Raw genomic sequence first — 12,775 nt, 5'->3', positions numbered from 1 at the left:
CGATCGGAATTAAACTAGGGTCTTGGCGCCAAACCGCCAATACGCGATTCGGCCGATGGTCATTCGGCAGAAGAGTTCAGGCGGCCTTGGCCGGAAAAATCATGCTGACGGTCAAGCCGCGCTGTCCGGGTCTGTCGGGATCGGTGTCGGAGAGTTCCAGCCGGCCGTTGTGCAGCTCCATCACCGCTTCCACCAACGAAAGCCCGAGCCCCGTCCCGGGCTTCGAACGGCTTTCATCAAGGCGGACGAAGCGCTTCACCACGTCGTCGCGCCTTTCGGCGGGAACGCCCGGTCCGTGGTCGGCCACCGAAAGGCAGATGCCATCCGGGCGGCGGGCAAGCTTCAGCGATACCGTGCCTGCTCCTTCGGTATCGGAGGAATATTTGATGGCATTGTCGAGCAAGTTGAAGATTGCCTGGCCGATCAGCTCGCGATTGCCCTGCACTTCGACACCTGGTTCGACGCTGGCGGTGAGGCCTAGCCCGGCTTCCTCGGCCGCCGGTTCGTAAAGCTCGGCGCTGTCGGAAACGATCGCCGAAAGCTCGACCGGCGACATCTCGGCCGCCACCGATCCGGCCTCGACGCGAGAGATCATCAACAGCGCGTTGAAGGTGCGGATCAGCTGGTCTGATTCGGAAATAATGCCTTCGAGCGCTCCCCGCCGCGTCTCGCCATCGGCGATATCGAGTGCATCGGCCGCCTTGTTGCGTAGCCGGGTCAGCGGCGTCTTGAGATCGTGGGCGATATTGTCGGAGACCTGCCGCAGGCCCTCGTTCAGCTTCTCGATGCGCTCCAGCATGGTATTCAAGGACATCGACAGCCGGTCGAACTCATCCCCGGATCCGCCGACCGGCAGGCGTTGCGACAGGTCGCCGGCCATGATCTTCTTGCTCGCATCCGACATGCGGTCGATGCGTTTCAGTGCATTGCGGCCGATGGCGAACCAGATAATGATGGCGCCGAGCCCCATGATCGCCAAGGCCACCATCAGCGCCTGGCGTACCAAGAGACGAAAACGCTCGGGATCGCCGAGGTCGCGGCCGATCAAAATCCTCAGGCCGTTGTCGAGCACGAAGATATTGGCGATCGCCTTGTGGCGGCGCTCGACGCCGCTGTCGGTATAGCGCTGATAGATGAAAGACGCGGACGTCCAGCCGATTTCCTCGAAAACACCCGGCTGCACCGAGGCGACGTTGCCGGCGAGAATATCGCCCGAAGGACCGGCGATGATGTAGAGATTGGCGCCTGGCTGACGGGCGCGCCGCTCCATGGTACGCAAGAGAAGGTTCATGCCGCCAGTGTCATAGGCGCGCTGTACCTGCTCCACCTCCTGCTTGACGGCATCGCGGATCTGGCCGGTCAGCAGCCGTTCCGACATCGCCGTCACATAGAAGACGAGCGTCGCGGCGCAGATGGCGAAAAGCAGGATATAGAGTGCCGAGAGGCGGACTGCGGTGGACTTGAAAAGAACCCTGAAACGGCTCATCCCTCGTCCTTGATCATGTACCCCGCGCCCCTGATGGTCTTCAGGAGCGGCTGGCTGTAATCCTTCTCGATCTTCGAGCGCAGGCGCGAGACGTGCACATCGATGACATTGGTCTGCGGATCGAAGTGATAGTCCCAGACATTTTCAAGCAGCATGGTGCGGGTCACCACCTGGCCGGCATTTTTCATCAGGTATTCGAGCAGGCGGAATTCGCGCGGCTGCAGCAATATCTCCTTGCCGCCGCGGCGTACCTCGTGGGAAAGTCGGTCGAGTTCGAGGTCGGCGACACGATAGACGACGTCCTGATCCGGCGTGCCCTTGCGGCGGCCGAGCACCTCGACGCGGGCCAGCAGTTCGCTGAAGGCATAGGGCTTCGGCAGGTAATCGTCGCCGCCGGCACGAAGTCCGGTGACGCGGTCATCGACCTGGCCGAGCGCCGAGAGAATGAGGACCGGCGTATGGATCGCCTTGCGGCGCAGCTCGCTGATAACGGAGAGACCGTCCCGGCGCGGCAGCATGCGGTCGATGACGATGACGTCGTAGGTATTTTCCGACCCCATGAACAGGCCGGCCTCGCCATCGCTGGCGTGATCGGCGACGATGCCCGCCTCGCGAAAGGCTTTCGTGAGGTATACCGCGGCTTCGAGATCATCTTCGATGATGAGAATCTTCATGCGGCCGACATTACCCACCGGCTGCGTTTCGGCAAGGCTCAAAGCATCTTCCTGCGGGGCGGCGCTCATCGCGATCATCCTTCAAAGGTCAGAAGAATTGAGCCGCGCGGATTTTCATCCGCACGGCTCCTGTTTTCTTAAAGGATCAGCCCTGGCCGTTGATTGGAAGCGCGACGAAACGGCTTCCTTCACTGGACTGGATCTGGAAGAGCGCGCGGGTGCGGCCGTCCTTCTTGGCCTGGTTCAACACCTTGACGACATCGGCGGGGCTGGAGACCTCCTGGTTGTTAACCGAGGTGATCTTTTCACCTTCCTTGATGCCCTTGTCGGCGGCGTCGGAGTCCGGGTCTATGCCGGTGATCGCCAGGCCCTTGCCGTCATCGGCAGGACCGACCGTCAGGCCGAGATCGGCAAGCGCCTTCTCGGAAGCCGGTGCCTCAGGCTGCTGCGGCTGGCTGTTGTCATCGGCGGACGCATCCTTCTGGTCGGCCGGCAGCGTGCCGAGTTCGACGGTGAGAGGCTGGGCCTTGCCGGCGCGCCAGACGGAAAGCTCGACCTTGCTGCCCGGCTGCATCGCACCGATGCGGCGGCTGAGGTCACGCGCATCCTTGATCGTTTCACCGTTCAGCGCCGTGACGACGTCGCCGGCCTTCATGCCGGCCTTGTCACCCGGCGATCCGGCCTGCGGGGCGACGACGAGGGCGCCGCTCGGCTCGGAAAGGCCGATGGATTCGGCGATGTCCTTGGTCACCGGCTGGATCTGCACACCCAGCCAGCCACGCGAAACCTGGCCGTCCTTCATCAGATCGGCGACGACGTCCTTGGCGGTCGAGGCGGGAATGGCGAAGGCGATGCCGACGCTGCCGCCCGACGGCGAGAAGATCGCGGTGTTGATGCCGACGACTTCGCCGCTGAGGTTGAAGGTCGGACCACCGGAGTTGCCGCGGTTCACGGCGGCATCCACCTGCAGGTAATCGTCGTATGGACCGGAACCGATATCGCGGCCGCGGGCCGAGACGATACCGGCTGTGACCGTGCCGCCGAGGCCGAAGGGGTTGCCGACCGCAACGACCCAGTCGCCGACGCGGACGTTATTGTCGTCGGCCCAGTTGACGTAGGTGAACTTCTTGCCCTTGCCGTCGACCTTCAAGACGGCGAGGTCGGTGCGCGGATCCTTGCCGATCAGTTTGGCATCGAGCTCGGTGCCGTCATTCATGACGGCGACGAAGGCCTGGCCATCGGAAACGACGTGGTTGTTGGTGACGATGTAACCGTCCTCGGAGATGAAGAAGCCGGACCCTTGAGCGACCGGACGCAGACGGCCCTTGCCGCCGGGGGCATTCGGGCCGCCGGGACCATTCGGGCCGCCCGGGCCGTTCTGGCCAAAGCGCCGCTGATGGCCCTGCTGATCATTTGGGTCCTGACCGCCGAACTGCTTGAAGAAGCGCTTCAGCGGATGATCATCGGGAAGATCGTCGAAGCCGCGGCCTTCGATGGAGAAACCGTCATTGTCAGAGACCGGATTGACGCGGTTTTCAACGCGGACGGAAACCACGGCCGGCGAAACGGCATCGACGACATTGGCAAAGCTCGGGACAGCAGGTGCTTGAACCTTGACTGCTTCGGCATAAGACCGGGTGATTTCGAGCGGAACGCCGGTTGCAAGCACAGCGGCTGCGATACCGGCGACGGTAGAAGCCTTGAGCACAGTGGCGAGGGACGGACGTCCGTTGAAATTCTTGAGCATTGGAGCACCTTCTCTTGTTCTTAAATCTTCAGACCGGCGGCGCCGGATCAGTCGATGAATGAAGATATAGGACGCCGCACCTTACTGCGAACTGTCCGGCCAATGAAAAATTGGTAATGTATGAAAATGCTTGGCCCGGTTGCGGCGGACGATTGCCGCCGGCGGACTGCCTACTTTTTCAAAAGCTCGCTCAACTTCGCCTGCTCATCCGCCGTCAGCTTGCTTCCCGTCGGCTTGCCGGCCCTCCTGCGCGCAAAAACCAGCAGTGACAGCCCGCCGGCGAGCACCAGCAGCGCCGGGGCGCCCCATAGCAGGCTCGTCTTCATGCTGAAACGCGGCTTCAGCAGCACGAACTCGCCGTAGCGCGAGACGATATAGTTCAGCACCTCATCGTCGCTGTCGCCGTCGGTGATGCGCTCGCGCACCAGCAGACGCAGATCCTTGGCGAGATCGGCATTGGAATCGTCGATCGACTGGTTCTGGCAGACCATGCAGCGCAGTTCCGCCGAAAGGCCCCGCGCCCGCGCCTCCAGCGCCGGATCGGCCAGCACCTCGTCCGGATTGACGGCGAAGGCCGGCGCGGCCATCAGCACCAAAGCCAAAGCCAGGAGGAGACGTCGCATCATTCCGCCGGCTCCATTGCGGGCGCTACCGGCTTTGCGGCCTTCGCCTTCCTGCGTGGGGCGCCGACGCGCAGGCGCCGGTCGCTGAGCGAGACGAGGCCGCCGAAGGCCATGAGCACCGCTCCGCCCCAGATGCAGAGGATGAACGGCTTCCACCAGATGCGCACGACGATGCCGCCGTCCTTGGTGGCGTCACCCAATGAGACATAGAGCTGGCTAAGCCCGAAGGTGAGGATGCCCGCCTCGGTCGTCGGCATCTGGCGGGCGGTGTAGAGGCGCTTGGCCGACCAGGTATCGGCGACCGCGACACCGGCGCGGCGAATAGTGAAGTGGCCGCGCTCCTCGGTATAGTTCGGCCCGGTCGCCGGCTGCATGCCGTCGAAATGCAGGCTATAGCCGCCGGCATCGGTGGTCTCGCCGGGCTTCATCTCGACCACATGTTCGGTCTGAAACGTCGTCACCGCGACGATGCCGAGCACGGTCACGCCGAGCCCGGCATGGGCAAGGGCGGTCCCGAAGGCCGAACGCGGCAGGCCGGTCAGACGGCGCCAGGCGACGTTGCCCGCCACCTTGCCGATGCCGGCGCGATACCAGAGATCGGCCGCAGCACCCAGAACCAGGAACAGCCCGGCTGCCAGTCCGAGCACGGACAGTACCGGGCCGCCATGTTGGAGATAGAAGAAGACCACCGCAGCAGTGAAGGCGAGACCTGCGACGACATAGAGCCGCTGCAAGGCGCCGAGGAGATCACCGCGCTTCCAGGCAAGCAGCGGTCCGAATGGCACGACAACGATCAGCGGCGCCATCAGCAGGCCGAAGGTCAGGTTGAAGAAGGGCGGCCCGACAGAGATCTTGTCGCCGGTCAGCGTTTCCAGCAGCAGCGGATAGAGCGTGCCTGTGAGAACCGTGCCGCAGGCAACCGTCAGGATCAGATTGTTGACGACAAGCGCGCCCTCGCGCGAAATCGGCGCGAACAGGCCGCCGGCCGACAGCTTCGGAGCGCGGAAGGCAAACAGCGACAGCGCGCCGCCGATAAAGATCAGCAGGATGCAGAGAATGAAGACGCCGCGGCTCGGGTCGCTGGCAAAGGCATGCACCGAGGTCAGCACCCCGGAGCGCACCAGGAAGGTGCCCATCAGCGACAGCGAGAAGGTGAGGATGGCAAGCAGCACCGTCCAGATCTTCAGCGCCTCGCGCTTTTCCATGACGAGGGCGGAATGTAACAATGCGGTGCCGGCGAGCCACGGCATGAAGGAGGCGTTTTCCACCGGGTCCCAGAACCACCAGCCGCCCCAGCCGAGTTCGTAGTAGGCCCAGTAGGAGCCCATAGCGATGCCGAGCGTCAGGAAAGTCCAGGCGGCCAGCGTCCAAGGCCGCACCCAGCGGGCCCAGGCGGCATCGATGCGCCCTTCGAGGAGTGCTGCAACCGCAAAGGAAAAGCAGACGGAAAAGCCGACATAGCCGAGATAAAGCAGCGGCGGGTGGATCGCCAGGCCGATATCCTGAAGGACCGGATTGAGATCGCGGCCCTCGGCCGGCGCCGGATCGAGCCGCAGGAAGGGATTGGAGGTCAGCAGAATGAACAGCGTGAAGGCGACCGAAATCCAGGCCTGCACGGCCAGCACATTGGCCTTCAGCGTCTCCGGCAGATTGCGGCCGAAGACGGCGACCAGGGCGCTGAACAGCGTCAGGATCAACAGCCAGAGCATCATCGATCCCTCGTGATTGCCCCAGACGCCGGAATATTTGTAGATCAGCGGCACCAGCGAATGCGAATTCTCCCAGACGTTCTCGACCGAGAAATCCGAGACGACATGGGCATAGGTGAGCACGCCGAAGGAGAAGGCGACAAGCGCAAACATCGCCAGCGAACCGACCGTCGCCACATCCATCATCGCCCGGTCGTGGCGACGGGCTCCCATCACCGGCACGATGGAAAGGATGAGCGCTGTTGCCAGCGCCAGCACCAGCGCGTAATGGCCGATCTCGATGATCATTGCGTCGCCTTCACTTCCTGGGCTTGACCTTCCTTCGTTGGGCCTTGGCCTTCCTTCCACAGCCCCTGCTGCTTCAGCCTGTCGGCCACGTCCTTCGGCATATAGGTTTCGTCATGCTTGGCAAGCACGGTATCGGCAACGAAGACGTTGGTCCCTGATGCAAACATGCCTTCGGTGACGACACCCTGGCCTTCGCGGAAGAGATCAGGAAGAATGCCGGTATATTTGACCTTCACGGCATTGGCGCTGCCGTCGGTGACGGCAAATTCCACGGTCGAGCCTGTGCCGAGCACAACGCTGCCTTCGCCGACCAGGCCGCCAAGCCGGATGCGGGTTTCCGGCGCCACCGGCGTCTTCGCCAGATCGGCCGGCATATAGAAATAAGCGACCGACTGGCTGAAGGCGAACATCACCAGCAACACGGCGGCGGCAATGAAGCCCATGCCGCCCGCGATCACCGCCAGGCGCTTCTGCTTGCGCGTCATTGCGTCATTCCCTCCGTGGCGATGCCGAGTTCCCGGGCCAGCGCCAGCAATTGCCTGCCCTGCTCGCCGGCCGACGGAAAGGCAGCAAGCCCGCGCTTCAGCGCAGCGGCGGCGCGATCCTTATCGTTCAATACGGCGTAAGAGCGGACGAGCCGCACCCATCCCTCGAAATTGTTCGGATCCTCGTTCAGCTTGGCGTCGAGGCTCTCGACCATGCCGCGGATCATCTGCTGCCGGTCGCCGGCGCTCATGTTGTCCGCCGCGGCCACATCCTGCTGCGTGGGATTGCCCGGGGCAGCCGGGGCAGCCGGGGTAATCGGGGCTGCTTGATCGGGAACTGCCGGCGCGCCGCCGTTCATGGCGATATGCTGGTTGACCAGCGGCAGCCAGGGCGCATCGGCCGGCGATTGTTTCGCCAGCGCCTCGAAGGCCTGGCGCGCCTCATCGGGCCGTCCGGCCTGCTCCATGCTGAGCGCGATATAAAAGCGGGCGCGGGGATTGTCGGGTTCCAGCGTCAGCGACTGTTCCAGCACTTGGCGCGTCTCCTCCGTCACGACGCCGTCGGAGATCGCCATCAGCGTCTCGGCCAGGCCGTCGAGCCGGACCGGACTTGGGCCGAGAAGCCGGATGGCATTGCGATAGGCCAGTTGCGCATCGTTCACGCGCATCGTGCGGACATAGATCGGCGCCAGCACGTCCCAGCCCTTGCCGTCATCGGGATTCTGCGCCAGGTGCCGTTCCGCCTTGGTGATCAGCACAGCCATATCGTTGCCGGGATTTTCCAGCCGCGCTTCCAGCGGCTGCGAGGGCAGGTCCGGCCTGCCCGTCGTCAAATAAAGACAGAGCCCGAGAACCGGCAGGACCAGCAGCACGAAGGCCTCGGTGAAACGGCGATGCCGTGCGGGTTTCGGCGTTTCTTCCCGCTCATCGGCAGAAACGGCGATCAGCCGCCGGCCGATTTCAGCCCTGGCATAGTCAGCTTCTTCAGGCGTGATCAGTCCGCCATTGAGATCGCGGTCGAGTTCGCGCAGTTGGTCACGGTAGACTGCCGCCTCGCCCGCGCGGATATTCTCCGCCGCCTTCGCTCCGCGCAGAAGGGGGTAAAGCAGGATGATGGCGACGGCTGCCGTCAGAACGGCAACGAGAATCCAGAACAGCATATCGGCCCAAATACTTGATGCGCGCCGCCATTCCAACTGCCAAAGCCGGAATGACAAAGATTTGAGCCGCAACTCACCAGATTCAGCCGAGCGGCGACCAGCTTCCGTCATTGTTGCGGCAGGCAACGCCTCGCACCACGGTGTCCTTGCCGTCGGCGGTCAGCGTATGGGTATATTGGCGGCAGTTCTGCGAACCGACCTGATAGGGTGCTGCCGCGACCACCTTGCCGGTGACGTCCTCGCCGGTCCACAGCACCGGCTGGCCGACGGCTGCGCCTTCCAGCGCCCGATATTCTGCCTCGAGCGCCCGCTGCTTGTCGCTATCGCTCAAGCTCACGCCGCTGCGGCCGGCAAGGCCGCCTTGCAGCGCGGTGAGGAAGGCTGCCGAGGCCGAGGGCTTGCTCGAAAAAATGCCGCGTGAAGCGGCACCCTTCGTCGTCGTGCAGCCGGTGAGCGCGACGGCGACGAGAAGAGCGGAAGCGATCATGCCTTGCGAGCGTAAAATCATTGCGTCGAACCACGATCAGGGGTCAATTTCAGCCGATCGAAGTGCAGCGTCCCCGTGTCAGCATTAAGGCAAAGCATGCTATGCATTTGCCAGTATCTTTGTGACATCAAGCAGTTGCTCATGCAACATCCTTTGTGATGCCGGGCAGGATAAGCTTCGCCTTGAGCCCGCCCCATTCGCCGCGGGAAAGCTCGAGCCGTCCTTGATACTCACTGGAGATCTCGGTGACGATCGAAAGGCCGAGCCCGGTTCCGGGCTTGCTTTCGTCGAGCCTGCGGCCGCGCTTCAGCGCCTCGCGGATCTGATCGGGCTCGAGGCCCGGCCCGTCATCCTCGACGGCGAGCTCCACCCAGTGGCGGCGCGCACTCGCCTCCGCTCCCTTGACGTCGTCGCCGGCCTCGACGGCCGAAAGCCGTACCTTGCTTTTGGCAAAACGCGCCGCATTCTCCAAGAGATTGCCGACGGTCTCCTCGAGATCCTGTTGCTCCATAGCGACGGCCAGATGCGGCGGCGAGACGACGAGATCGAATTCGGTATCGACGTTCAGCCGGCGCATGACGCGCACCAGCCGCTCGAGCGCCGGCTCGGCATCGGTGCGGGCGAGCACGGATTCGCGTTGCGCAGCGATGCGGGCGCGGTTGAGATAGGACTGCACCTGTCCCTGCATCGATTCCGCCTGGCTGCGCACCAGTTCGCCATGGGATTTTTCGAGCACGCGCGCCTCGTTGAGAAGCACGGCAATCGGGGTCTTCAGCGAATGGGCGAGATTGCCGACCTGCATGCGGGCCCGCTCGACGATGCGGCGGTTGCTGTCGATCAGCGCGTTGACCTCGTTGGCGAGCGGCAAAATCTCACGCGGGAAGTCGCCTTTGAGCTGCTCGCTCTCGCCGGCGCGGATGCGCTCCAAGGCGGCACGTGCCTTGTCGAGTGGCTTCAGGCCATAGAGAATCGCCAGGGCATTGACGATCAGGCTGCCGACGCCGAAGCCGGCCAGCGCCAGATAGAGGCTATGGGAAAAGGTGCGCACGTCGTCTTCGACGACATCGACATTGCCGGTGACGCGGACGCGCGCCGCGCGCCCGTCAGTATCGAGCACCACTTCGGTTTCCGCCACCTGCACGCGGTTCCCGGAGGCATCCGTCACCTGATAGTAGCGTTCGTAATTCTTGTCGAAAGGCGCCTCGACGACGGAGGGAACCGGAATGAGCGCCGAGCCGAGCGAGGGCGACACCAGCGGTGCCGTCGTATAGGTGCCGAGCGGCTCCACCACCCAATACCAACCGGTCTTCGGCTGGGCAAAACGCAGGTCGCCGAGCTGCGGGCTGCCGCTGAGCGCTCCCTGATCGCCGATCGTCACAGAGTTGATGACGTTATAGAGCTGCGCCCGCAGCAGATCCTGGAAACCGCGTTCGGCGCTCTTGCGGTAGAGGGTGGAGATCAACAGGCCGATCACCACCAGCGCCACCGTCGACCAGACTGTGGTCAACAACAAAACACGTGCGGTGAGCGACTTAATTCGCATGTTTCGGCGCTTGGATGCGGTATCCGAGACCGCGCACCGTTTCGATCAGATCGACGCCCATCTTCTTGCGCAGACGGCCGACAAAGACCTCGATCGTGTTGGAATCGCGGTCAAAATCCTGGTCGTACATGTGCTCGACCAGTTCTGTGCGGGAGACGACCTCGCCCATATGATGCATGAGATAGGCGAGAAGGCGGTATTCGTGCGAGGTCAGCTTCAGCGTCGTGCCATTGACCGTCGCCTTGGAGGATTTGGTATCGAGCCGCACCGGCCCGCAGATGATCTCGGATGAGGAATGCCCCGCCGCGCGCCGGATCAGCGCCCGAATTCGCGCCAGCACTTCCTCGACATGGAAGGGTTTGGTGACGTAGTCGTCGGCCCCTGCGTCGATACCGGCGACCTTGTCGCTCCAGCGGTCGCGCGCCGTCAGGATCAGCACCGGCATGCCGCGGCCGGCGCCGCGCCATTTTTCAAGGACGGTGACCCCGTCCAGCTCCGGCAAGCCGATATCGAGAATTATGGCGTCATAAGGTTCGGTATCGCCGAGGAAATGGCCTTCCTCGCCGTCGAACGCCTGGTCGACGACATAGCCCGCCTCCTTCAGCGTGTCGGCCAGCTGCCGGTTCAGATTAACATCGTCTTCGACTACCAGAATGCGCATCGGTCCGCCTTCGCCCGCTTCAAATCGATCATGTCCTGAATAGACCGATTCCGCCTACATCGGAACCTTTACCGTCACTTTGCGTGGACGCTGGCCGTTTCCCGACACCAGAACGGTGATGATGCAGGTGTCGCCCACCGGTTGCACGGACAGGAGCTGGCCGCCCGTTTGCTCAACCACCTGGGCTGCGGCGGCGCTGCAGTCACCTGCCACGCTGTGAACGAGAGTGCCCACGACGTCCGATGAGGGCGCCGATACCACCAGTCCGGCGGCCAACGCTGCGACGCTCAGAGGAAAGGCCATGTGCTATGCTTTCAAGGTAATGCCAATGTGGCCCGAATATGTACTCACGCGACCTGAATGGCAAATGAATGCGCTGTAACGCAGGGCATTTAGAACCATTCTCGACTGCTGACGGCAACCGGTGTCAGCTGCTGAAAACCGCTGCCGCGGCAGGCTTCGGCGGCCTCCTCCGCATCGGAAAAAGTCGTTCGGTATCAGGTGTGGCGGGAATTGCGATCGCAACTTTTACCGGCCGATTGAAACTGGTATGTCCTTGGTGTTTCCGCATTCAGGCCATTTCAGCACCAATGCCAAATTCCTTCCGCTTCCGCTCGGCGCAGACGGTCACCGTGCTTGCCATCACCCAGTTGATCGGCTGGGGCACGACGTTCGACATGCTCGGGGTCATGGGCCGCGTCGTGGCACCCGCTCTTGGCTTGGCGAACGAGGTCGCGTTTGCCGGCCTGACGATCATGATGATGGTCAGCGCCATCATTGGTCCCGCGACCGGCCGCTGGCTCTCCCGCTACGGCGCCGCCCGAGTGTTATCGGCCGCCTCACTGACCTTTGCGCTTGGCTTGCTTCTGCTTTCCGCCGCAAACGGCATCGTGTTTTATGCCGCCGCCTGGGTGATCATCGGCATCGGCGGCGCCTGTGGCCTTTCGGCACCGGCCTATACGGCCGTCGTCGAGCGCGAAGGGGCGAACGGCAAACGCGTCATCGCTATTCTCATGCTGTTCACCGGGCTTTCGAGCGCCATCTTCTGGCCGATCCTCAGCCTGCTCAACGAGACGCTCGGCTGGCGCCTCACCTTTCTCGTCTGCGCGGGGCTGCAATTCTTCGTCTGTCTGCCGCTGCATCTTTTCGCCCTGCCGAAACCGATCGTAATGCATATCGAAGGCAGCGCGGCAGACATTGCCCCGGTGCCGCTGTCGAAGGTGGCACGGCGCAAAGCCTTCCTGCTGATTGCCGCGGCGACGACGATCTCGACCTTCATCACCTTCGGCATCTCGCCATCGCTGCTCGAAATCTTCCGTCAGTCCGGCGCCTCGCCGGCCTTCGCGCTGCAGCTCGGCTCGGCACGCGGCGTGCTCGGCATCTCGGCGCGTTTCCTCGACATGCTGCTCGGCCGGCGCGGCAACCCCATGCTCAGCGCGGCGATGGGCATCGGCCTGATGATGATCAGTTTCCTGATCATGCTGGTCGCCGGCTCGTCAACACCGCTGCTCGTCACCTTCATTCTGCTCTACGGCTTTGGCGCCGGCGTCATGACCGTCGCCCGCGCGCTTCTGCCGCTGGCGCTGTTTTCACCTGCCGAATACGGTCTGCAGTCGGCCCGGCTGTCGCTGCCGCAAAACCTCGCCAACGCCATCGCCCCGGTCATCTTCACCGCCATCCTCGACCGCGCTGGCACCGGCCCGGCACTCGTCGCCTGCGCCGTTCTCGCCGCCTTGTCGTTGAGTTTCGTGCTGACGTTGATGGCGGTGGTGCGCAGCGCCCACGCATCGCACCCGAGCCCGGTCGTCTCGTGAGAGCCCGGGCCCGGCAAGTCAGCCATTCTTAATCTGTCTTGATTATCATCATCATCAGGACGAGAGCGGCTTTCCGACCGCGTATCGCGACTGCTGCA

At 63.3% G+C, this 12,775-nt stretch carries 11 protein-coding genes and 1 pseudogene; 1 reads left to right on the top strand and 11 read right to left on the bottom strand.

Features of this window, described 5'->3' with window-relative positions; all coding sequences use genetic code 11:
- Positions 1 to 76: 76 nt before the first annotated feature.
- From HJB83_RS06545 to HJB83_RS06495, 11 genes and pseudogenes are all read right to left on the bottom strand, one after another.
- Positions 77 to 1,486, bottom strand: a complete 1,410-nt coding sequence (locus HJB83_RS06545) for a HAMP domain-containing sensor histidine kinase (protein WP_221115325.1) — start codon at positions 1,484 to 1,486, stop codon at positions 77 to 79.
- A complete protein-coding gene (locus tag HJB83_RS06540; RefSeq protein ID WP_405048986.1) occupies positions 1,483 to 2,238 on the bottom strand; it encodes a response regulator transcription factor in 756 nt (251 codons plus the stop codon). The genes HJB83_RS06545 and HJB83_RS06540 overlap by 4 nt, the downstream gene beginning before the upstream one ends.
- Before the next feature lie 67 nt (positions 2,239 to 2,305).
- Complete coding sequence (locus HJB83_RS06535; protein ID WP_207583553.1) at positions 2,306 to 3,907, bottom strand: Do family serine endopeptidase; 1,602 nt, start codon at positions 3,905 to 3,907, stop codon at positions 2,306 to 2,308.
- Between the two features lie 170 nt (positions 3,908 to 4,077).
- The gene (locus HJB83_RS06530; protein ID WP_207583552.1) at positions 4,078 to 4,533 is read right to left on the bottom strand and encodes a cytochrome c-type biogenesis protein; all 456 of its coding nucleotides are present in this window, start codon (positions 4,531 to 4,533) and stop codon (positions 4,078 to 4,080) included.
- On the bottom strand, positions 4,530 to 6,527 hold the full coding sequence (locus tag HJB83_RS06525; RefSeq protein ID WP_207583551.1) for a heme lyase CcmF/NrfE family subunit: 1,998 nt from the start codon (positions 6,525 to 6,527) through the stop codon (positions 4,530 to 4,532). The genes HJB83_RS06530 and HJB83_RS06525 overlap by 4 nt, the downstream gene beginning before the upstream one ends.
- Positions 6,524 to 7,012, bottom strand: coding sequence for a cytochrome c maturation protein CcmE (ccmE, locus tag HJB83_RS06520; protein ID WP_221131461.1), 489 nt, complete (start codon positions 7,010 to 7,012; stop codon positions 6,524 to 6,526). The genes HJB83_RS06525 and ccmE overlap by 4 nt, the downstream gene beginning before the upstream one ends.
- Positions 7,009 to 8,203 (bottom strand): annotated as a pseudogene (gene ccmI, locus HJB83_RS06515) (c-type cytochrome biogenesis protein CcmI). The gene ccmE and the pseudogene ccmI overlap by 4 nt, the downstream one beginning before the upstream one ends.
- A gap of 51 nt (positions 8,204 to 8,254) precedes the next feature.
- A complete protein-coding gene (locus HJB83_RS06510; RefSeq protein ID WP_207583548.1) occupies positions 8,255 to 8,680 on the bottom strand; it encodes a hypothetical protein in 426 nt (141 codons plus the stop codon).
- 118 nt (positions 8,681 to 8,798) lie between these two features.
- The gene (locus HJB83_RS06505; protein ID WP_116405261.1) at positions 8,799 to 10,202 is read right to left on the bottom strand and encodes a HAMP domain-containing sensor histidine kinase; all 1,404 of its coding nucleotides are present in this window, start codon (positions 10,200 to 10,202) and stop codon (positions 8,799 to 8,801) included.
- On the bottom strand, positions 10,192 to 10,863 hold the full coding sequence (locus HJB83_RS06500) for a response regulator transcription factor (RefSeq protein WP_207583547.1): 672 nt from the start codon (positions 10,861 to 10,863) through the stop codon (positions 10,192 to 10,194). Before HJB83_RS06500 ends, HJB83_RS06505 begins: the two co-directional genes overlap by 11 nt.
- 54 nt (positions 10,864 to 10,917) lie before the next feature.
- Entirely contained in the window at positions 10,918 to 11,166 is a 249-nt protein-coding gene (locus HJB83_RS06495; protein WP_207583546.1) for a hypothetical protein, read from the bottom strand.
- A gap of 287 nt (positions 11,167 to 11,453) precedes the next feature.
- Here HJB83_RS06495 and HJB83_RS06490 point away from each other — a divergent pair, with 287 nt between their 5' ends.
- Positions 11,454 to 12,677 (top strand): MFS transporter, encoded by a 1,224-nt coding sequence (locus HJB83_RS06490; RefSeq protein WP_221131460.1) that lies wholly within the window; start codon positions 11,454 to 11,456, stop codon positions 12,675 to 12,677.
- The last annotated feature ends 98 nt before the right edge of the window (positions 12,678 to 12,775 follow it).

This window comes from Rhizobium sp. NZLR11 (genome assembly GCF_019685115.1).
GTDB lineage: Bacteria > Pseudomonadota > Alphaproteobacteria > Rhizobiales > Rhizobiaceae > Rhizobium.
The sequence above is the reverse complement of the archived record's forward strand: the minus strand, read 5'-3'. Positions and strand labels throughout refer to the sequence as shown.